Raw genomic sequence first — 20,970 nt, forward strand, 5'->3', positions numbered from 1 at the left:
GATTGGGAGTCAAGGGGGAGATGACATGCAGGCTTTAATGATGTTCTTTATTAAATGGTTTGAAAAGATTAGTAAACGAAAGAAAAATTACGTAAACTATATTAGAGGAAATGAAACACTACCAGAGCCTTTATCTAAGGAGGAAGAATTCAGGGTTTTAACTAACTTTCAAGAAGGGGACGAGCTGGCGAGACAAACATTAATCGAACATAATTTAAGATTAGTGGTATATATTGCGAAGAAATTTGAAAGTTCAGGTGTTAATCTAGAGGATTTGATCAGTATTGGGACATTAGGCCTGATTAAGGGAGTGCAGACGTTTAAGATGGATAAAAATATTAAGTTAGCCACTTACGCGTCTAGATGTATAGAAAATGAGATTTTAATGCATTTACGAAAGACGAACAGAATTCGACATGAAGTTTCTTTAGACGAACCATTAAATGTAGATTGGGATGGAAATGAATTACTCTTATCTGATATTTTAGGAACTGAGGAAAATGAGGTCTATAAAGATATTGAAGAAGATGTTGAAAGACAACTCGTATTTGATGCTATTAATCGCCTAAAAAGACGCGAGCGTGAGATCATGTATATGCGATTTGGATTATGTGGAGAAGAGCCTTTAACACAAAAAGAAGTTGCACAAAAGTTAGATATTTCACAGTCGTACATTTCGCGATTAGAAAAGAAAATTATTGATAAGATCCGTAAAGAGGTTTTAAAAATAAAATAATGTGTCGAAAGAAAATGACAATAAAATGATAATTTATGAATGATTTGACATGATGTTGCTCATACTTCTGTGTAGGAACAATGTAGTGCAACAGGAGGGACCATCATGTCCAAACATAAAGTTGATATTGTCGGAGTCGATACATCAAAGTTAGAAGTACTAACAAATGCAGAAATGATTGAATTATTTAAAAAGTTTCAAAGTGGTGATATGGATGCTCGTGAAGCCCTCATTAAGGGGAATTTACGACTCGTATTAAGTATTATAAAAAAATTTAATCATAGGGGAGAAAATTTAGACGATTTATTTCAAGTTGGTTGTCTAGGTTTAATGAAAGCTATTGATCACTTTGATTTATCTCATGAAGTTAAATTTTCTACTTATGCTGTGCCTATGATTATTGGTGAGATTCGACGTTATTTACGTGATAATAATTCTTTACGCGTCTCTCGTTCATTACGTGATACTGCATATAAAGTGTTACAGATGAAAGATCAATTGTCGATTGAATTGCAACGTGACCCAACGAATGAGGAAATCGCTAAGGCAATCGGTGTGGAACCCATTGACGTTGTGTTATCAGTAGAGGCTATTTCAGATCCGGTTTCTATTTTCTCCCCTATTTATAATGACGGAGGAGATACCATCCATTTAATTGATCAAATTAAAGATGATAGTATTACGGATGAAAAATGGAGTGCTAAGTTAATGTTAGAAGAAGGGTTTAAGCGATTAGGTCGTCGTGAGAAACGGATTATTCATGATCGATACTTTATGGGAAAAACACAAATGGAAATTGCCGCCGAAATTGGAATTTCTCAGGCCCAGGTGTCAAGATTAGAAAAGAATGCGTTACATATCATGGAAGAAATGATGAAAAGTTAATTTAACTTTTGTTGTTGCTTCATTCAAAAAAAGTGTGTAAAGGGAATAGCCCTTAGCACACTTTTTTTGATGAAAATCACGTGGTTATTATTTATAGGCTTTCATCAGAGTAGATAAATAGGGATAGCTTACATATTTCTGAAAAGAAGGACATAAAATGAATTACATGGATATAAAGGTGGGGGAAATGATGAAAGATTCAATTATGACTTTAAGTGATATTGAAGAGAAGGATGTCATTAATGTGGTGACAGGTGAGCGAATTGGTTTTGTATCTAGCTTAAGAATTGATACGAACTCTGGACAAATTATCGCAATTACAGTTCAACCGTCAATGAAATTTGTTAGTTTTTTTTCTAAAGATGAGGCATCAGTTGTCGTTCCGTGGAATCAAATTTTAAAAATTGGAGAGGATGTTATTATCGTTAATGTGGCTCAACAATTGAACGAATTTTAGTGAAAAGTAAATCTGCAACGGAATAAAAAAGGAAAGGGCCGTGTTGTCCTTTCCTTTTTAAGTTTACAGAAGGGTGTCGAAGTGGGTAATCAAATAATATCCGCAAAGGAGAAGAAAAAAATTTTCCATTCCCTATGAATTATGGTATAATTTATAGTATCATGCAGTAATATTATGAATTGATAGGTGGATAGTATGAATATTTCTAAAAATGTCGACAAGGTGCGACGAAATATTGAATTGGTTGCTGCTGATGGACGAAATGTAAATATTGTTGCAGCAACAAAGTATGTGGGTGTGCAACAAATTAAGGACCTTTTTGCTTGTGGAATTACAATGATGGGGGAAAATCGTGTAGATGCGCTGCTTGAGAAAAAATCACAGATATCTTTACCAATAGAGTGGCATTTTATTGGAACCCTACAATCACGTAAAGTAAAAGAGGTTATTAACGAAATTTCTTGTCTCCATTCGCTCGACCGTTTATCGTTGGCAAAGGAAATACAAAAATACCGTCGGGAACCATTACCTTGCTTTATTCAAGTCAACGTTAGTAAAGAGGAGAGTAAGCATGGAATTGATGTGGATGAGGTAATTTCATTTTTAGAGGCGTTAAAATCGTACCCAATGATAAAAGTTGTTGGATTAATGACCATGGCGCCGAATACCGATGATCCAACTGTGATACGTCGCTGCTTTAAAGGTTTGAAGCAATTACAGGAAAAGATTGCAACGTTAAACCAAGGGGGAGTAACTTGCGATCGCTTATCGATGGGAATGAGTCAAGATTATATGATTGCCATTGAGGAAGGGGCAACGCATATAAGACTCGGATCCATTTTATTTCAAGACTAGTATATTTCAGACACAAACACAAATAATTATAGGAGGAGAAGAAGATGAGTTTTAAAGATAAGCTTAAAACAATGATGGGAATAGACGAAGAGGAATATGAAATGGATGATTTTGAAGAGGAGTTTGAAGAGCCAGAAGTTATTAAGCCGGCACCGCTGCCTAAACCTGATTTAACGGTTGTTTCAAACGCCACTCATACATCAACGAGTAAAGGAAAGAGTGTTGTGACGCCAATGAATAATGAATTAAATCGATTAAAATTTGATAGTAATTTAAATAAAGTAATTATTCGCGAACCAAATGAGTATTCTGATGCTCAGGATATTGCGGATTGTTTAAAAGAAAACTATCCAGTTTTTATTAACCTTCAACGTTTAGAAAAATCTCAAGCGAAGCGTGTGGTTGATTTCTTAAGTGGAACAATTTATGCGATTGATGGAGATATCAAACGTGTGGGAACAAATTTATTTTTATGTACACCAAAGAGTGTAGAAACTGAGGGTCAAGTAACAATGAACGAGCCTCATCAAGAAATAGAGGAGTAATAGATATGACATACATCATATTACTATTTAGATCAGTTTTAGGGATTTATCAATTTTTAATGTTGATCTATATTTTTATGAGTTGGATTCCAGAAACTCGCTCGACACAGATTGGACGTGCAATAGGTGCAGTTGTCGAACCGTATTTATCAATTTTTAGAAAAATTATTCCACCGCTGGGAATGTTTGATTTTTCACCGATTGTCGCATTTATCGTATTGGAGTTTGCGATGCAAGGTCTAATAAATATTTTACTATGAATTTAGCTCATTTTAAAAAAGAGGAGCACGGTTTTATAGTAAGGATGGAAGATTTAATCCACCAAGTCTATGAAGGCTATCAACTAAAGACAACGAAATTTTTAACGCCTCGAGAACAGGAAATTGTTCAGATGCTAGTAAATGAGTTTTCTGATGTTGAGGTTCAATGGATTGGTGGATTTAAAAATGCAGAAAGAAAGCGGGCTATATTGATTCCAACTTATCTAAACGACCAAGATTTTAGTTATACAGTCATAGGGTATGAAGTGAGATACGCCCATAAAATGGTGGATCTGAGACACCCTCAAGTATTGGGGACAATCATGTCCTTAGGAATTGAAAGACAGATTATCGGTGATATTTTAATATTAGCAGATAAGAGAATCTTCCTAGCCGTATGTGAGGAGATGGCACCTTTTATTGAGCAAGCCTTAGTCAAGGTTGGAAGACACTCGATTAGTCTGGTGAAGAAAAAAATAAATGAATTAGAGCGTATTGAAACCTATGAAAGACGTGAAATAATCGTTTCATCAATGAGGTTAGACGTTATTGTCTGTGCGTTAACGAAGGAGTCACGTTCGTTTACGTCCGAATCAATCAAGCAAGGCAATATTCAACATAACTTTAAGGTCGAGCAAAATCATTCTAAGGAATGTCACATTGGAGATATGATTTCAATTAAACGTTATGGACGCTATAAACTATTGGAAATTAAATCGCAAACTAAAAGTGGACGAAAAATTGTTATCGTAGGAAAAGTAGTGTAGTTAGGGGGAAAGACATGACACCGGCAGAAATGTTAAAAGTTCAGATGAAAAAATCGTGGGAGAAGTTCTCAGATGAAGAACTTTATCGTGTCTTTTGTTTATTAATTGAACAAATTGAATCGCTAGAGAATCAAAATAAATCTTTAAAAAAAGAAGTTCAACTCATGCAACAGGCTTCTCAATCGCACTTAAAAAATGAATTAGAACAAATTGAAACATTAAAGAACCACGCGAAGCGAGATGCACTTAAAATTATTCAAGAAACAGAAAAAATCTCTAAGGTAATGATTGAACAGGCGATGGAAGATGTAGAAAGAATAATTGATGAAACAGCAATTTTTGAACAACAACAATTGCAAATTAAAGATGAACTGATTGATTTTTTAAATACAAAAGTGGATGACATTCGAAATTGTTTTAGAAAAAACTAAAAATATGTTGATTTTTATATCGTTTTTATTTAAAATGATATACAAATATAGTAAATATGAGCGATGAGTGGGCCATGCTATAATATCAACTTTTTTTCAGCGAGTCGATGACGGTGAAAGATCGGCAAAAAGGATAATATAGAATCATCCAGGAGCTTTCATGTGAATAAAAAGCATGACGTTATCCATGCGATAAATGGTAAGAGGCAGTAAAACTTTTATTTTTTTACTGTGAATTAAGGTGGTACCACGAAACTTTTCGTCCTTAGGTGATGAAAAGTTTTTTTTATTCTCATGAAACTATATAAAAAGATAAAAAGGGGTAATTGTACGATGGAATTAAAAGAAACGTTATTAATGCCTAAAACAGATTTCCCAATGCGTGGGAATCTTCCTAAACGAGAACCACAAATTGAACAAAAGTGGTATGATGAAAAGATTTATCAACGTGTATTAGATAAAAATAAAGATAAAACACCGTTTGTTTTACACGATGGGCCTCCATATGCAAATGGAAATATTCACATGGGTCATGCGATGAATAAAATATTAAAAGATTTTATTATTCGTTATAAAAATATGAATGGTTTTTATTCTCCTTATATTCCGGGTTGGGATACACATGGATTACCTATTGAGCAGGCGTTAACAAATAATAAAAAAATTAATCGTAAAGAAAAAACAGTAGCAGAATTCCGTGAATTATGCCAACAATATGCCTTAGAACAAGTAGAAGGACAAAAAACACAATTTAAACGTCTAGGTGTATTAGGTGACTGGGACAATCCTTATATTACATTACAAAAGGAGTTTGAAGCTGAGCAAATTAAAGTGTTTGGTAAAATGGTGAAAGATGGTTTGATTTATAAGGGATTAAAGCCTATCTATTGGTCACCGTCATCGGAAACAGCACTAGCAGAGGCAGAAATTGAATACCATGATAAGAAATCACCATCTATTTATGTTGCCTTTAAGGTGGTGGATGGAAAAGATATTCTGTCAGGTGATGAAGAGTTTGTCATTTGGACAACAACACCTTGGACGATTCCAGGAAATCTAGCGATCTGTGTCAATGCAGATTTAGAGTATGCGACAGTAGCTGTTTCAGGACGTAAGTTTATTGTTGCTAAAGAGCTTGTTAAATCTTTAGCTGAAGAATTTAATTGGGATAATTATGAGATTGTTGCAACACATAAAGGGTCAGACTTTGAATATATGACCGCAAAACACCCAATTTTTGATCGTGAATCATTGTTAATCTTAGGGGATCATGTCACACTAGAAGCTGGGACAGGTCTTGTTCATACGGCTCCAGGACACGGGGAAGACGATTTTAACGTAGGACGTAAATATAATTTAGAAGTTTTATGTCCAGTTGATCATCGCGGCTATATGACAAAAGAAGCATTGGAATTCGAAGGATTATACTATGAAGATGCGAATAAAGCTGTAGGACAAAAGCTAGAGGAAAATGGTGCGTTACTTGGATTAAAGTTTATTACTCACTCTTACCCACATGATTGGCGTACAAAAAAACCTATTATCTTCCGTGCAACGGAACAATGGTTTGCTTCAATCGAAGCATTAAAGCCTCAAATGATGGAACAAATTAAGGAAGTAAAATGGTTACCATCATGGGGAGAAGTGCGATTAGGAAATATGATTAAGGATCGTGCAGATTGGTGTATTTCACGACAACGTGTTTGGGGAGTTCCAATTCCTGTTTTTTATGCGGAAAATGGTGAGGCTATTTTAGATGAGGCTGTGATTAACCACGTGGCTAACTTATTCCGTGAAAAAGGTTCAAATATCTGGTTTGAGTTAGAGGCTGAAGCTTTATTACCGGAAGGATTTACTCACCCTGGAAGCCCAAATGGAAAATTCAGAAAAGAAATGGATATCATGGATGTGTGGTTTGACTCAGGATCATCTCACCACGGCGTTTTAGTAGAGCGTGGCTTACCATATCCAGCTGATTTATATTTAGAAGGTTCAGATCAGTATCGAGGATGGTTTAACTCTTCTCTTTCAACGGGAGTTGCAATGACAGGAAAAGCACCGTATAAAACTGTTGTGAGTCATGGATTCGTACTTGATGGACAAGGACGCAAAATGTCTAAATCGATTGGAAACACAGTGGATCCATTAAAATTAATTAACACGTATGGAGCAGATATTGTAAGATTGTGGGTAGCCTCAGTTGATTATCAGGCAGATGTACGTATTTCTGAAGATTTAATAAAACAAGTTTCTGAAAGCTATCGTAAAATGCGTAATACATTTAGATTCTTATTAGGAAACTTAAATGATTTTAATCCTGAAACAGATTTATTAGATTATGACTCTTTAAACGAAGTGGATCAATTTATGATGATTCGTTTAAATGAATTAACAGCTGAATTAAAGGCAGCATACGAGGAATATCGTTTTGATGATGTCTTTAAATCAATTAACAACTATATTTCAAATGATTTAAGCGCCTTTTATTTAGATTTTACAAAGGATATTTTATACATTGATGCAAAAGATAGCCACGCACGACGTTCAATTCAGTCGGTATTATACCATCATGTTTGCGATTTAGTACGATTACTTGCACCAGTTATTCCTCATACGGCGGATGAAGTTTATTCATATATTCCAGGAAGCACTGAGGTATCTGTGTACTTAACAGATATGCCGGAGGTTAAATTGTATGAAAATGCGGATGAGGTATCGGCAAAATGGAACCAATTATTAGCCTTACGCCATGACGTATTAAAAGCATTAGAAATTGCGCGTAATGAAAAGGTTATTGGTAAATCATTAAATGCATCATTGCATTTATATCCAGACGCATCGAAGAAAGCATTATTAGAATCATTAAACGCTGATTTAAAACAAATTTTCATTGTGTCTGACTTAGTCATCGAAGAAGGTCAGGCGCCAGATCAAGCGTTACAATTTGATGGATTATCGGTTATCGTCGAAGCAGCAGAAGGGCATACATGTGCACGTTGTTGGTTAATTGTAGATGATATCGATGAAGCGGGAATTTGTAACCGTTGTTCAGAAGTCGTTAATGGATAATTCAGATGGACAATAGCCTTTAGGTTATTGTCCTTTCTATTAATGAATGATAAAGAGGAAAATTTTTGATTATTTTTGCATAAAATGAAGAGAAACTTTAAATAATTTGTGTTATCACGGAGGGGCCATTTTAGCGTCAAGTTCCTTATGTTGTATTTTAGGGGGGATTTATATGGGGAGAAAGATTAAAGGGTTTTCTATTATTTTAATGAGTGTAATTATTGCCGGAATAATAACGGGAATTTTAACTCGAGTAATTGATTTACCGATGAAAGTTGATCATATTTTATCTAGATTTTTAGATCCTCGATTTGGAGGAACAACAAATTTATCGTATGAAATAGGGTCAAATGGGGAATCTATTCATGAAAGCTACTTTACATTGCCGGTAGATACACCTTTTGACGTAAGTGTTGAATTAATTCAAGCGGATGTTATGATTGAAAAATCGAAAAATGGAGAACTAGGAGTTAAAATCAGTACGGATCGTCCAGAGCATTATCGGATGGATAGAACTGACAGGGAACTCGTGATCAAAGAAAAAAAACAACCTTTCATTTGGCCATTTGGTGACATGAAAGAGAAAAAAGCGAAGATTACTATACAGGTTCCTGGTGATACCGTCGATTTTGATTTAGAAACGGTGAATGGAAATGTTTGCTTAGAAGCAGATGGACGAGATTTAAATGTTGAGGTAGTGAATGGACAGATTAGTGTGACTCGTTCTACCTTTAAAGAAGGTGAGTTGGAGCTAGTAAATGGACATATCTTTGTAAACAAGAGTGAATTTTTAACATCTCTTGATTTAGAAGCTGTGAATGGAGCCTTAAAAGTTAATCAAGTTGACTCAGATGAGTTTTCATTTGAAACAGTGAATGGTGAATTTCAATTATCTGACTTAGATGGAGGAAGGTTATCCGCTGAAACGGTAAACGGTGATTTCACTGGAGAAAATCTTTACTTGAAACACTTAGAGGTGGAACAATTAACTGGAAAGTTTACGTTAATTAACGAAAATTTAGATTACCAAATACAATCATTAACACGTTCTAAGACTAGTTCTCAAGATAAAATAGAAGCTAATATTTTAAATATTTATTCAGAATAAGCCTATGATTCATGGTGGAAAAGAAATATCTGAGAAGATGTTGTTCATTAGGCGCTTCCTAAGGTAAAAAGACTGACAGGATCGATAGTAGCAATTTTTCTCTGATCAACAAAAGGTGGTCATAGAGTAGATAGTAAAAACAGAAGAGTTGGAGGTGCCTTAATAAATGCGGGAAACTTATTTAAGTTGGGACGAATATTTTATGGGGATTGCACTCTTATCGGCGATGAGAAGCAAGGACCCTCAAACCCAAGTTGGAGCATGCATTGTTAATAAAAAAAATCGTATTGTAGGAATTGGTTATAATGGATTTCCAAGAGGGTGTTCAGATCAAGAATTTCCATGGGAACGTGAAGGGGATTTTCTAAAAACAAAATATCCGTATGTTGTCCATGCTGAGCAAAACGCAATTTTAAATAGCACTGGAAATTTAAGTGGATGTCGATTATATGTTTCGTTATTTCCTTGTCATGAGTGTGCAAAATATATTATCCAGTCTGGAATTGATGAAATTATCTTTATGAGTGACAAATATGCGAATACGGATAGTACGTTGGCTTCTAAACGAATGTTAGATGCGGCAGGTGTCACCTATCGTCAAATGGGAACAATAGCAGTTTCTATTCAACTCGAATTAAAGGAATAAGATGGACTGAATGTCGAGATATCTCGGTAAGGATTGGGGAATGTATACAAAAAATAAATTGTTTGTTATAATGGTGAAATGTCAAGGTAAAATGAAGAATAAAGGAGTAGTGAAATAAATGTGGCTTTCTTTTTTTATCGTTGTTTCCTCACTAATTATTGACCAATTATCTAAATTTTTAGTGATGAAATATATGACAATTGGTCAATCTATCCCATTAATTGATCATTTTTTATATTTGACGTCGCACCGTAACCAGGGGGCTGCTTGGGGAATATTACAAGGTAAAATGATTTTCTTCTATGTCGTTACAGTTTTAGTCGTCACAATGGTTGTTCTATGGATTAAAAAGTTAGATGTTAAAAAAGAAAAATTGCTTTTAATTGCGTTATCGTTAATTTTAGGGGGAGCCCTAGGAAATTTAATTGATCGTGTGCTTTATCAGCAAGTCACCGATTTTATTAATGTTTATATTTTTGGGTATGATTTTCCTATCTTTAATATTGCCGATAGTGCCTTGTGTATAGGTGTTTTATTAATGGGAATTGATGCTGTTTTAGATGTTAAAAAACGCGGATAACATTAAAAATGATATGAAAAGATAAACGGGGAGGTTATAAAGGGTAGTTTTGCTTTATGGAAAGGACGTGCAATTTATGGACCAAGAAATAGTAATCGTACCAGAGGAGTTAGTAGGTGTTCGACTAGATAAAGTATTAAGTGAATTATTTAGCGATTTATCCCGCTCGTATATTCAACAATTAATTAAGGATAAAAAAGTCCTGATCAATGAAAAAGTGGAAAAAGCAAACTATAAATGCCGTTTGAATGATCAAATCCATCTAACTATTCCCGAACCAGAAGCGTTGGATGTTGTTCCAGAAGACATGGATTTAGATATTGTCTATGAAGACGACTATGTAATGGTAGTGAACAAACCATCAGGTATGGTTGTTCATCCTGCTCCAGGAAGTATGAGTGGAACACTTGTAAATGGATTAATGGCTCAAGCAAAAAATTTATCAGGAATAAATGGGGTTTTACGTCCAGGAATTGTGCATCGTATTGATAAAGATACATCAGGTTTACTCATGGTGGCAAAAAATGACCTTGCGCATGAATCGCTTGTTAATCAGTTAGTGGAAAAAACAGTAACTCGTCGGTATATTGCCCTTGTTCATGGCGAAATTCCTCATGATAATGGGACGGTTGATGCCCCGATTGGCCGAGATCCAAAGGATCGAAAAAAAATGACGGTAATCGAAGGTGGAAAGCATGCAGTTACTCACTTTAAAGTGTTACGTCGCTTCAAAAATTTTACCTTAATTGAATGCCGTTTAGAGACTGGACGCACGCATCAAATCCGTGTTCATATGAAATATATCGGTTATCCTTTAGCTGGAGATCCACAATACGGACCACGTAAAACAATTAGTAGTGAATGGGGTCAATTTTTACACGCAGCAGTTTTAGGTTTTGATCATCCTAAAACCGGAAAGTACTTAGAGTTTTCGGCTGAACTGCCTTCCTATTTTGAAGAAGCTCTTGAGAGCCTTGAAAAATTAGGATAGGTATGGGTGATGATGAGATGACAAATCGAGGTGTGATGAAAGAAATTCGGATAGAAATTCAAAGTGAATTAGCGATGAACATCGTCCATTATTTAATGTCAGAGGAAGGTTATGTGTATGTTGGAAATGAGCGAGATGTTTGGTTAGAAAATTTATCGCATCCAACGGTACAACTCATTTATCTTAATCAGCGGAGTATGTTTAATGAAGAACAAACAACACAACTTTTTAAACAGGTGCATGTGATACGTGCTCGCCTTCGTCGTCGTTATTTAATGGGACGATTAAATGTTCTTATTCTTAATATTAATCCTACACGCCCCCATTTATTAAATGATGATCGCCATTATTTAAAGGTAATTGATATTAATGAAGCGAGTGACTTTAAAAAAAATGTCGAGTTGCAGCAACTTTTTTCTCATTTGCAATCTGCTGAGCTTGAGCAACCCATGGCACAGGTCATGGCTCAGATGCATGAGTCGACAAAAGAGAAGGCACTTCATGTCAAGAACATGTTAATGTTTCAATCACGGGCAATCGTCACGTATACATTTTTAATCGTTTTAACAGCGGTCTTCCTTTTTTTACATCTTCAACCGATAAAGGAATGGCTCGTTCCAATTGCTATTAATTATGGGGCAAAATATAATCCGCTCATATTATCGGGGGATTATTATCGGTTATTAACGCCATCCTTTTTACATTTTGATTTAATGCATCTTCTATTTAACGTGGTATTTATTTATCAATTTGGACGGATGGTAGAGCACGTTTTTGGGTGGTGGCGAATGATTATATTAATGATTGGCTCCGCTATTTTTGGTAATTTGTGTAGTTATGCCTTTGTAGAAGGGTTATCTATTGGTGCCTCTACCGTTGCCTATGGGTTATTAGGAGCGATTTTATTTTTAGGGCTAGAACAGCGAAAAATATTTATGCACTTTGTTCGCACATTAGTGTTTCCTATTTTAATCTTTTCAATTTTTTGGATCATAATTGAGCCGGGTATTGATGTTTATGGACACTTAGGAGGTTTTTTAGGAGGCTTTTTAATCGCAAGTATTTTAGGTGTGCCCAAACAGTCGTATTATATCTCACGTACATTTTTAGCTGGAGCAACCTTACTTATTTTAATCACGGGGCTTTTTAACCGTGGGGCCTATTTAACAAGTCAAACAGATTATAGTACTTATAACCGTAGTGTTATGGCCTATTATTATCAAACCCACCAAATAGAAAAGTTAGAAGTGTTTAAACAGCGTTTAAAACTTGATCCAAATGAATGGGTTCAATAAAAAAAGTTCGCATCGCGAACTTTTTTTATTTTATAATTTTTTTTGTGTTAGCAAAGTGCCATTTTGTTAGGTCCTTAAACTGTTGCGTATTGAGTTGTTGGATAAGTCGACGTCCTGCTACATCAACTGGATCTCCAGCACCTTTAGGTAACTCAAAGTTTAATTTTTTACTCATAATGGACATATATTTGACAAATGAGGCGCGTGCTAAAATAGATGCTGCTGCTACGGCTATATGAACAGATTCACCTTTTTGTATAAAATACAGGTGATCTTTAATGATAGGAGATTGTTTAGGCAGTTGGGTTAAGTATTCAAAATACTTTCTTTCATTAACAAATTCATCCATAATTAAATACTCTGGGTAGGGGTTAAGCGAAGCGGTAAGTTTCAGTAAAGCTTGATTGTGTAAAAAAGCTTTAATTGAATTTGCATTCATTCCCCGGTCTATCATCTCGTTATATTTTTGATTAGGTAGAATAAGAACCTGGTGTTTAATATAGGGTTCGATTTGTTTGGCAAGGTGCAAAATTTCGCTATCTTTTAATGCTTTAGAATCTTTAACTCCCATGTCTTGAAGTTTTTTTATTTGATCCTGCGGGACGTAGGCACAACAAACGACTAATGGTCCAAAATAATCGCCTGTGCCAACTTCATCGCATCCGACGGCACTCATTGTTGCGATTTGTTCGGGAAGTTGTGAGTGTGATATCGTTGTTTTAGGGGTTGATTGAGCAGAAGATCCCCATTGTTTAGCTTCTACTTCAGGTGATTTTCCTTGAAAAACTACTTTTTTACTTAGATAGGCTGTAATTGTACAGTTTGCCGTTTTTGCTTGGAATAGTGTATGGTTAGGAATTTTAACGATATGTTTGCTATAATGCAGGTACATTTTTTCTAATTTTTCTTGAGAAACAGTTAATGTAATAGTGGCCATAGTCTTTCCTGCCTTTCTTCAGTGTCTAGTATGATTTTAACAGAAAAAGGAGATGTTTCCTATGAAAATATAATCTTTTTCCGTAAGGGACGCAGGGCCGGGAATAAAAATTTCAATGAAGTGAAATAATAAAAGAGATTATATATTTTTAATGAGTGGATGTCATCAATAGACATGGCTAGGTTTTTAGGTAAATTTGTGATAAAATAACATCGATAATATATTTGCATTTTTTAGGCAGTTGGAGTGAGATGAATGAAACAAGCCATTCAAATATTAGAATTTCATAAAATTAAACAGACAGTTGAATCATTATGTGCGTCATCACTAGGATTAAAGCGGGTAGCTTTATTAATGCCCTCTACAGATGAGAAGCAGGTAGAGTATACGTTAAATCAATCAGATGAAGCATTAAAGATTATTTTAGCATTGGGTGAGGCTCCGCTCGGGGGTGTAAGTGATATTACGGAACCGATTAAACGAGCTAAAATTTCGGCGTTACTGAGTGCAAACGAACTTTTAAGTATTAGCCGACTATTATATGCCGTTTCTCAACTTAAGGCGTTTTCGGATCGGTTAACAGATATAAAAGTTGAGGCCCCAATTTTTATGTCACAGGTAGACAGTCTAGTCTCACTAAATCGTTTGCAATCAGCCATTAATGATTGTATTGATGAAACGGGATCCGTTTTAGATAGCGCCTCACCTGAGCTGCGTACCATCCGACGAGCGATTCAAGCAACGGAAAGTCGAATTAAAGAGAAGTTAAATCAGGTTGTGGCTGAACGTCGAAATAAATTAACCGATGGAATTGTAACGATTCGAAATGAGCGATACGTTGTTCCCGTGCGTGCGGAAGCTAAAAATACATTTGGTGGAACCGTACATGATCAGTCGTCTTCGGGAAATACGTATTTTATTGAACCAAAAGAAGTGGTGGATTTAAATAATAAGTTACAAGAATACCATGTGGAAGAACGTCGCGAAATTGAGCGTATTTTAAGGGCATTAACAGAAGAGGTTAAAAAGTTTGTGGACGAATTATCTGTTAATGTCGACGTTTTAAGTGAAATTGACTTTATGTTTGCTAAGGGGAAATATGCCCGCCTTATTCACGGAATACGTCCAAAGATGAACCAAAAGGGGATTATACGTCTTGTCGGGGCAAGACACCCGTTGATTGATGCGCGTACAGTGGTCGCAAATGACATTGAAATTGGTGATGAATACACAACAATTGTGATTACCGGTCCTAATACCGGAGGAAAAACGGTCACATTAAAAACGGTAGGTTTACTGACGTTGATGGCGCAGTCTGGACTTTTGATTCCTGCGCATGCTTCTTCACAGTTAGCTATTTTTGACCATGTTTTTGCTGATATTGGTGATGAACAAAGTATCGAACAGAGTTTATCAACCTTTTCTTCTCATATGACTAATATTGTTCGTATTATGGAGCGCTTGACGGTGAATAGCTTAATTCTTTTTGACGAATTAGGAGCGGGAACAGATCCGAAAGAGGGGGCCTCGCTAGCCATTTCTATTTTAGACTATGTAAAGGTCAGAGGAGCAAGGACTATTGCAACGTCCCATTATCCTGAGTTGAAGGCTTATGCTTATGAATGTGATGATGTAATTAATGCTTCCGTTGAATTTGATATTGAAACTTTATCACCTACCTATCGTCTGTTAGTTGGCGTTCCGGGACGTTCAAATGCCTTTGAGATTTCCAAACGTCTTGGCTTAAAAGAGGCAATTTTAGAGGCAGCTCGTACGCGAGTTGAAACAACTAAGACAGAGTTAACGGATTTAATTACTAAGTTAGAGGATCGAGGATTAGAACTTGATCGAGAAATTCAAGGTCTTCAACAGCAAAATCAGGAAGTTGAACAAATGCGCTTAGACTATGAGCGAAAAATTGCTAAATTTGAGGCGGAGCGAGAAAAATTATTAGAGCAAATAAAAAAAGAGGCATTTGAAAATATTCGCCAGGCTAAGGAAGAGGCAGAACAAATTGTCGCTGATTTACGCCAAGCCAAAAAGGCGGCAGACTTGACGATAAAGGATCATGAATTAACAGAGAAGTTAACTGCTTTAAAGGCCTCAGAGGCAAAGCAAGCCGAGCAGTTTAAACGTAAGGCCCGTAACAAGGCTCCATTGAAGCCGGGAGATGAAGTTATGGTACTTTCACTCAATCGTCAAGGGGAATTAATTGAACAAACTAAAAATGGAGAATGGATGGTTCAGCTTGGCATGATGAAGGTAAATATTAAGGCGGATGACCTAGAGTATTTACGTAAATCTGTAAAGAAAAAGGATACGGCTAAAGGTAAAATGATTCATAAGCGTCGAACAGACATAGGGATTCAACTTGACTTACGAGGTGAACGTTATGAAGACGCCATGTTACGTTTAGATAAATATATGGATGAAGTATTGTTAGCGGGATATCAAACGGTGACAATTATCCATGGGCACGGAACAGGGGCTCTCCGTCAAGGTGTTCATAAATATTTAAAACAAAATAAACATGTGGCCTCATTCAGATTTGGTGGTGCTGGTGAAGGTGGAACTGGTGCGACGGTTGTCGAGTTAAAGTAAAAATGAAAAGCTGACTTCAACCCATTGTTGAAGTCAGCTTTTTGAATAAGATCGAGAGAAAATCGGGATTAGAGTTGCTTAGAGAGAAGTAACAACTTTTTATCTTCCTCATATTTATTTTTGTGATAAAAGAGTTCAGCAGTACTGTTTCTAGCTGTACATAAGTAAAGTTCTTTAACATCATTTTGAATCAGTTTTTCCTCAAAGGTTTTTAAAATAAGTGTTCCAATTCCTTTCCCTTGTAAAGAGTTTTTAATGCAAAATTCTCGTAGATAAAAATTAATATGATGATCGTACTGTTCCATACAACCTAAAATTAAGCCGCATAGCTCCCCATCAAAAAAAGCTTTCAAACCGTAAAAGGATTCCACATGAATCATTTGAGATAATCTTTTTTCGGCGGTCTCCGTCGTCCATTGCTCATTCCATGGACTACTATTAAATGTCTCAATAAAGAGTTGGGCTAATTCCTTAATATCTTGGGGTGTTATTTCGGTAAATGTCAACATACGTATTCCTCCTTTTACTTATTGAAATTATTATAAAAACCGCTGAGGAATCTTGTCAAGTATAGAAGAAAATGATAAGTATTTGAGGGTGAGGAACCATTGCCTGTATCTTAAATTAAAGAATTAAAGAGAAGGCGAAGCAATATCAATCTAAAGCTGTAGGATTTACATTTCATCTAATGAATGAGGATAGATTTAAAATATTGTGAGATAATAGGAAAGAAAGTGCAAGGTATTTGTAATTTCATGGGAATATGTTATACTTAATTTTAGAAAGAAAGATAAGAGGAGGAATATAGATGTCAGTTATTCATGCGACAGAAGAGTCATTTGCAAATGAAATTGCAGATGGATTAGTATTAGTTGATTTTTATGCCGATTGGTGTGGGCCTTGTAAAATGATCGCTCCTGTTTTAGACGAATTAGCACAGGAAGTTGAAAAAACAGCGAAGGTTGTAAAAGTTAACGTTGATCATTGTAAAGAAGTGGCAGCAGAATATCAAGTCATGTCAATTCCAACATTAATTTTGTTTAAAGATGGTCAAGCTATTCAACAAACGGTAGGTTTCCAACCAAAAGCTTCATTATTATCATTAATTGAAACAAATAAATAATAAAAAAGAAAAAAGAGGATATACTGAAGAAGTAGCCTCTTTTTTTATGTTTAAACGGAGGGGATAGGGTAAAAGAATAAAATGAAATAGAAAATAAAAAAATTAGCACTTAATTGTTGACAGTGCTAATAGGAAGATATATAATTGTATTAGCACTTGATGATGAGGAGTGCTAAAAGAGGTGTTTACATTGCTAACAGAACGGCAGATATTAGTTTTAAAGGCAATTGTAGAAGAGTTCATACAGACTGCACAACCTGTTGGTTCTAGGGTCCTTTCTAAAAAGGAGGATTTGAATTTCTCCGCGGCTACTATCCGTAATGATATGGCTGATTTAGAGGATTTAGGATTTATTGAAAAAACTCATACATCAAGTGGACGTGTTCCTAGTCAAAAGGGTTATCGTTATTATGTAGATTTTATCATCAATCAAGAACCAATAGAAACGACACCAGAGGTAGGAATATTTAAACAATTGTTAGAACAAAAACAATTTGAGCGCGAAACCACAATTAAAGAAGCGGTGCGTCTCCTATCAAGCTTAACAAATTATACGTCTATTTTACTTGGTCCCTCTAGGGATTACAGTCGGGTGAAAAAAATTCAGTTTGTTCCAATTTCTGCACGCCAAGCGGTATTTGTTTTAATTACGGATCAAGGGCATGTTGAAAGCCGAACAGTTACATTACCTGAAGATATGGACATTGCACGAATGGAGACTATTATTAAGGCGCTCGATGAATTATTAGTCGGTGAATACATCGGTCGGGTTCAAGAAAAATTGACTGAGAGTTTTGAAAATCAACTGCATGATTTCATTTCTTATAAGGAAGAGATTATGTATGCCATGTTACAACTTTTGACTCAGTCATTAAATCAACATAACTATATTTTAAGTGGAAAATCAAATATACTGAAGCAACCCGAATTTAACGATTTAGATAAAGCTTATCATTTATTTAATATGATAGAAGCCGACGAAATTGTTAAAGTGATAGAGGCCGATGAAGATAGCCACCAATTAACGGTCAAAATTGGACAGGAAAATGAGATTAAGGCGATGGAGGATTGTACACTCATTACAGTTCCTTATCAAATTAATGATTATGAATTTGGTAAGATTGCCGTTTTGGGACCCACTCGAATGGAATATCGCAAGATTATTCCTCTGTTAGAACAGGTCGCTCGCATTATGTCTGATTTATATAAATAGGAGGTGGGACGATTGAATAAGGAAGCCCAATCAGTTGAGGAATTAGACGAAACAACTATCGAAGAAAATGAATCAACGTGTTGTCAAGAAAATGAAGAGACAACAGAAGTTGTTGAAGAAGTTTCGGAAACAGAAAGTTTAAAGCAACAAATTGAAGATTTAAAAGATCAATTATTAAGAAATGCTGCTGAGCTTGAAAACTTTAAACGTCGAATGAATGAAGAACGTACACGTGAAATGAAGTATCGTTCCCAATCAATCGTAACAAGCATTATTCCAGCGATTGATAACTTTGAGCGCGCTTTAGCGACAACCGTTGAAGATGAAAGTACAAAAACATTTTTAACAGGCTTTAAGATGATTCACGCTCAACTTGTAGAGGCGTTAAAACAAGAAGGCGTTGAAGTCATCGAAGCAGAAGGTGTGGCTTTCGATCCAACTGTTCACCAAGCGGTGATGCAGGAGTCTGTTGAAGGTGTAGCTTCAGGTATTGTTTTACAAGAGTTACAAAAAGGATATAAGTTAAAAGATCGCGTGATTCGCCCGTCGATGGTGAAAGTAAGCGAATAAAAATAGATTAGGAGGATGAATCTCTATGGGTAAAATTATTGGTATCGATTTAGGAACAACAAATTCATGTGTCTCTGTAATGGAAGGTGGAGAAGCTAAGGTTATTGCGAATCCAGAAGGTTCTCGTACAACACCATCTGTTGTTTCATTTAAAGGTGACGAACGTCAAGTAGGTGACGTAGCAAAACGTCAAGCAATTACAAATCCAAATACAATCATGTCTATCAAACGTCATATGGGTACAAATCATAAAGTGACAATTGAAGGTAAAGAATATACACCACAAGAAATCTCAGCGATTATTTTACAAAACTTAAAAGCAACGGCTGAGGCATATTTAGGAGAGCCAGTAACGGAAGCGGTTATTACTGTACCAGCTTATTTTAACGATGCTGAACGTCAAGCGACAAAAGATGCTGGACGTATTGCTGGTTTAGATGTAAAACGTATTATTAATGAACCAACAGCTGCTGCGTTAGCTTATGGATTAGATAAAACAGATAAAGAGCAAATTATCTTAGTTTACGATTTAGGTGGAGGAACATTTGACGTTTCTATCTTAGACTTAGCAGATGGAACATTCGAAGTTTTAGCAACGGCTGGTGATAATCGTTTAGGTGGAGATGATTTCGACCAAGTAATCATTGATTGGTTAGTTAAAGAATTTAAATCTGAAACAGGTGTTGATTTATCAGCGGATAAAATGGCGATGCAACGTTTAAAAGATGCGGCTGAAAAAGCTAAAAAAGACTTATCAGGTGTAACATCTGTTCAAATTTCATTACCTTTCATTTCTATGAATGCGACAGGGCCATTACACTTAGAAAAAACATTATCTCGTGCGCAATTTGATGCAATGACTGCTCCATTAGTTGAACGTACAATGGGACCAGTTCGCCAAGCATTAAAAGATGCAAAAATGACAGCAAATGATTTAGATCAAGTATTATTAGTAGGTGGATCAACTCGTATTCCTGCAGTTCAAGCGGCAATTAAAAATGAATTAGGAAAAGAACCAAATAAAGGGGTAAATCCTGATGAAGTTGTTGCAATGGGAGCTGCAATCCAAGGTGGAGTCTTACAAGGGGACGTTAAAGACATCTTATTATTAGACGTAACTCCATTATCTTTAGGTATTGAAACAATGGGACAAGTTATGACTGTCTTAATTCCACGTAACACAACAATTCCAACTTCAAAATCACAAGTTTTCTCAACGGCTGCTGATAACCAACCAGCTGTAGATATTCACGTTTTACAAGGTGAACGTCCAATGGCAAGCGATAATAAAACATTAGGACGCTTCCAATTAGGTGATATCCCTGCGGCACCTCGCGGAATTCCTCAAATTGAAGTAACATTTGATATTGATGCAAATGGTATCGTTAATGTTAAAGCGAAAGATTTAGGAACACAAAAAGAACAACGTATTACTATTACTTCGGGATCAGGATTAACAGACGAGGAAATCGATCGTATGGTTCGTGAAGCAGAAGAAAATGCGGATGCGGATGCAAAACGTAAAGAGCAAGCTGAAATTCGTAATGAAGCTGAGCAATTAATTTTTGCTGCACAAAAATCAGTTAGCGAATTAGGTGACGAAGTAACGGCTGAAGAAAAAGCTAATGTTGAATCAGGTGTTGAAGCATTACAAAAAGCATTAAGCGAAGGTAATGTGGATGAAATTAAAACGAAAAAAGAAGAACTTGAAAAAGTTGCTCAAGAATTAGCAGTTCGCGTGTATTCTAAAGCAGCAGAAGCTGCAGGGGCTGCACAAGGTGAAGGAAATTCAGGCGATGATTCAGTTGTAGACGCTGAATACAAAGAAGTATAATAAAAAAGTGAAAAGTCAAAGTCTACTATGACTTTGACTTTTTTTATGATATAGTTAGGAAAGTAGA

Annotated in this window: 21 protein-coding genes and 1 other annotated feature; of the genes, 19 read left to right on the forward strand and 2 right to left on the reverse strand. The window is 35.7% G+C overall.

The features are described from left to right. Positions 1–25 precede the first annotated feature (25 nt). The 14 genes from sigE to AC6I0I_RS05055 all read left to right on the forward strand — a co-directional run bounded on the left by sigE (position 26) and on the right by AC6I0I_RS05055 (position 12,625). A complete protein-coding gene (gene sigE / locus AC6I0I_RS04990) occupies positions 26–736 on the forward strand; it encodes an RNA polymerase sporulation sigma factor SigE (RefSeq protein WP_161831711.1) in 711 nt (236 codons plus the stop codon). A gap of 105 nt (positions 737–841) precedes the next feature. After that, complete coding sequence (gene sigG, locus AC6I0I_RS04995; protein WP_262953728.1) at positions 842–1,621, forward strand: RNA polymerase sporulation sigma factor SigG; 780 nt, start codon at positions 842–844, stop codon at positions 1,619–1,621. Between the two features lie 190 nt (positions 1,622–1,811). After that, positions 1,812–2,078 carry a YlmC/YmxH family sporulation protein gene (locus AC6I0I_RS05000; protein ID WP_161831713.1) on the forward strand — a complete coding sequence of 89 codons (267 nt, stop codon included), beginning with the start codon at positions 1,812–1,814 and terminating at the stop codon, positions 2,076–2,078. A gap of 195 nt (positions 2,079–2,273) precedes the next feature. Further along, positions 2,274–2,933 (forward strand): YggS family pyridoxal phosphate-dependent enzyme, encoded by a 660-nt coding sequence (locus tag AC6I0I_RS05005; protein ID WP_161831714.1) that lies wholly within the window; start codon positions 2,274–2,276, stop codon positions 2,931–2,933. A gap of 44 nt (positions 2,934–2,977) precedes the next feature. Next, a complete protein-coding gene (locus AC6I0I_RS05010; RefSeq protein ID WP_161831715.1) occupies positions 2,978–3,478 on the forward strand; it encodes a cell division protein SepF in 501 nt (166 codons plus the stop codon). Positions 3,479–3,483: 5 nt separating this feature from the next. Continuing rightward, positions 3,484–3,738, forward strand: a complete 255-nt coding sequence (locus AC6I0I_RS05015; RefSeq protein ID WP_161831716.1) for a YggT family protein — start codon at positions 3,484–3,486, stop codon at positions 3,736–3,738. Further along, entirely contained in the window at positions 3,735–4,505 is a 771-nt protein-coding gene (locus AC6I0I_RS05020) for a YlmH family RNA-binding protein (RefSeq protein WP_411040337.1), read from the forward strand. Before AC6I0I_RS05015 ends, AC6I0I_RS05020 begins: the two co-directional genes overlap by 4 nt. A 14-nt stretch (positions 4,506–4,519) precedes the next feature. Then, complete coding sequence (locus AC6I0I_RS05025; protein WP_161831718.1) at positions 4,520–4,936, forward strand: hypothetical protein; 417 nt, start codon at positions 4,520–4,522, stop codon at positions 4,934–4,936. Between the two features lie 54 nt (positions 4,937–4,990). Beyond that, positions 4,991–5,206, forward strand: a binding site (T-box leader). Between the two features lie 63 nt (positions 5,207–5,269). After that, positions 5,270–8,005, forward strand: coding sequence for an isoleucine--tRNA ligase (gene ileS / locus AC6I0I_RS05030; protein ID WP_161831719.1), 2,736 nt, complete (start codon positions 5,270–5,272; stop codon positions 8,003–8,005). A 172-nt stretch (positions 8,006–8,177) separates the two neighbouring features. Then, positions 8,178–9,113, forward strand: coding sequence for a DUF4097 family beta strand repeat-containing protein (locus tag AC6I0I_RS05035; protein WP_262953729.1), 936 nt, complete (start codon positions 8,178–8,180; stop codon positions 9,111–9,113). A gap of 166 nt (positions 9,114–9,279) precedes the next feature. Next, entirely contained in the window at positions 9,280–9,759 is a 480-nt protein-coding gene (locus AC6I0I_RS05040; RefSeq protein ID WP_161831721.1) for a deoxycytidylate deaminase, read from the forward strand. A 118-nt stretch (positions 9,760–9,877) separates the two neighbouring features. Continuing rightward, positions 9,878–10,339, forward strand: a complete 462-nt coding sequence (gene lspA / locus AC6I0I_RS05045) for a signal peptidase II (RefSeq protein WP_161831722.1) — start codon at positions 9,878–9,880, stop codon at positions 10,337–10,339. Positions 10,340–10,415: 76 nt separating this feature from the next. Beyond that, a complete protein-coding gene (locus AC6I0I_RS05050; RefSeq protein WP_262953730.1) occupies positions 10,416–11,330 on the forward strand; it encodes an RluA family pseudouridine synthase in 915 nt (304 codons plus the stop codon). Positions 11,331–11,347: 17 nt separating this feature from the next. After that, positions 11,348–12,625, forward strand: coding sequence for a rhomboid family intramembrane serine protease (locus AC6I0I_RS05055; protein ID WP_161831724.1), 1,278 nt, complete (start codon positions 11,348–11,350; stop codon positions 12,623–12,625). A gap of 25 nt (positions 12,626–12,650) precedes the next feature. On the opposite strand, the gene rnhC is transcribed toward AC6I0I_RS05055, so the two are convergent. Continuing rightward, positions 12,651–13,562 (reverse strand): ribonuclease HIII, encoded by a 912-nt coding sequence (gene rnhC / locus AC6I0I_RS05060; protein WP_161831725.1) that lies wholly within the window; start codon positions 13,560–13,562, stop codon positions 12,651–12,653. A gap of 255 nt (positions 13,563–13,817) precedes the next feature. Here rnhC and AC6I0I_RS05065 point away from each other — a divergent pair, with 255 nt between their 5' ends. Continuing rightward, entirely contained in the window at positions 13,818–16,163 is a 2,346-nt protein-coding gene (locus AC6I0I_RS05065; protein WP_161831726.1) for an endonuclease MutS2, read from the forward strand. Between the two features lie 68 nt (positions 16,164–16,231). Here the strand turns inward: AC6I0I_RS05065 and AC6I0I_RS05070 are convergent, their stop codons facing one another. Beyond that, complete coding sequence (locus AC6I0I_RS05070) at positions 16,232–16,672, reverse strand: GNAT family N-acetyltransferase (protein WP_161831727.1); 441 nt, start codon at positions 16,670–16,672, stop codon at positions 16,232–16,234. A 299-nt stretch (positions 16,673–16,971) separates the two neighbouring features. On the opposite strand from AC6I0I_RS05070, the gene trxA reads away from it, so the two are divergent. From trxA to dnaK, 4 genes are all read left to right on the forward strand, one after another. After that, positions 16,972–17,286, forward strand: a complete 315-nt coding sequence (gene trxA, locus AC6I0I_RS05075) for a thioredoxin (protein ID WP_161831728.1) — start codon at positions 16,972–16,974, stop codon at positions 17,284–17,286. Between the two features lie 181 nt (positions 17,287–17,467). Beyond that, entirely contained in the window at positions 17,468–18,499 is a 1,032-nt protein-coding gene (gene hrcA, locus AC6I0I_RS05080; protein ID WP_262950416.1) for a heat-inducible transcriptional repressor HrcA, read from the forward strand. A gap of 3 nt (positions 18,500–18,502) precedes the next feature. Continuing rightward, positions 18,503–19,069 carry a nucleotide exchange factor GrpE gene (grpE, locus tag AC6I0I_RS05085; RefSeq protein WP_370512586.1) on the forward strand — a complete coding sequence of 189 codons (567 nt, stop codon included), beginning with the start codon at positions 18,503–18,505 and terminating at the stop codon, positions 19,067–19,069. Between the two features lie 25 nt (positions 19,070–19,094). Then, positions 19,095–20,903 (forward strand): molecular chaperone DnaK, encoded by a 1,809-nt coding sequence (gene dnaK, locus AC6I0I_RS05090; RefSeq protein ID WP_161831730.1) that lies wholly within the window; start codon positions 19,095–19,097, stop codon positions 20,901–20,903. Positions 20,904–20,970 lie beyond the last annotated feature (67 nt).

The sequence above is a fragment of the Turicibacter sp. St.80E1 genome (assembly GCF_059728495.1).

Coding starts and splice junctions, on each gene's coding strand:
- sigE (WP_161831711.1), top strand. CDS start 26: ATGCAGGCTTTAATGATGTTCTTTATTAAATGGTTTGAAAAGATTAGT.
- sigG (WP_262953728.1), top strand. CDS start 842: ATGTCCAAACATAAAGTTGATATTGTCGGAGTCGATACATCAAAGTTA.
- AC6I0I_RS05000 (WP_161831713.1), top strand. CDS start 1,812: ATGAAAGATTCAATTATGACTTTAAGTGATATTGAAGAGAAGGATGTC.
- AC6I0I_RS05005 (WP_161831714.1), top strand. CDS start 2,274: ATGAATATTTCTAAAAATGTCGACAAGGTGCGACGAAATATTGAATTG.
- AC6I0I_RS05010 (WP_161831715.1), top strand. CDS start 2,978: ATGAGTTTTAAAGATAAGCTTAAAACAATGATGGGAATAGACGAAGAG.
- AC6I0I_RS05015 (WP_161831716.1), top strand. CDS start 3,484: ATGACATACATCATATTACTATTTAGATCAGTTTTAGGGATTTATCAA.
- AC6I0I_RS05020 (WP_411040337.1), top strand. CDS start 3,735: ATGAATTTAGCTCATTTTAAAAAAGAGGAGCACGGTTTTATAGTAAGG.
- AC6I0I_RS05025 (WP_161831718.1), top strand. CDS start 4,520: ATGACACCGGCAGAAATGTTAAAAGTTCAGATGAAAAAATCGTGGGAG.
- ileS (WP_161831719.1), top strand. CDS start 5,270: ATGGAATTAAAAGAAACGTTATTAATGCCTAAAACAGATTTCCCAATG.
- AC6I0I_RS05035 (WP_262953729.1), top strand. CDS start 8,178: ATGGGGAGAAAGATTAAAGGGTTTTCTATTATTTTAATGAGTGTAATT.
- AC6I0I_RS05040 (WP_161831721.1), top strand. CDS start 9,280: ATGCGGGAAACTTATTTAAGTTGGGACGAATATTTTATGGGGATTGCA.
- lspA (WP_161831722.1), top strand. CDS start 9,878: ATGTGGCTTTCTTTTTTTATCGTTGTTTCCTCACTAATTATTGACCAA.
- AC6I0I_RS05050 (WP_262953730.1), top strand. CDS start 10,416: ATGGACCAAGAAATAGTAATCGTACCAGAGGAGTTAGTAGGTGTTCGA.
- AC6I0I_RS05055 (WP_161831724.1), top strand. CDS start 11,348: ATGACAAATCGAGGTGTGATGAAAGAAATTCGGATAGAAATTCAAAGT.
- rnhC (WP_161831725.1), bottom strand. CDS start 13,562: ATGGCCACTATTACATTAACTGTTTCTCAAGAAAAATTAGAAAAAATG.
- AC6I0I_RS05065 (WP_161831726.1), top strand. CDS start 13,818: ATGAAACAAGCCATTCAAATATTAGAATTTCATAAAATTAAACAGACA.
- AC6I0I_RS05070 (WP_161831727.1), bottom strand. CDS start 16,672: ATGTTGACATTTACCGAAATAACACCCCAAGATATTAAGGAATTAGCC.
- trxA (WP_161831728.1), top strand. CDS start 16,972: ATGTCAGTTATTCATGCGACAGAAGAGTCATTTGCAAATGAAATTGCA.
- dnaK (WP_161831730.1), top strand. CDS start 19,095: ATGGGTAAAATTATTGGTATCGATTTAGGAACAACAAATTCATGTGTC.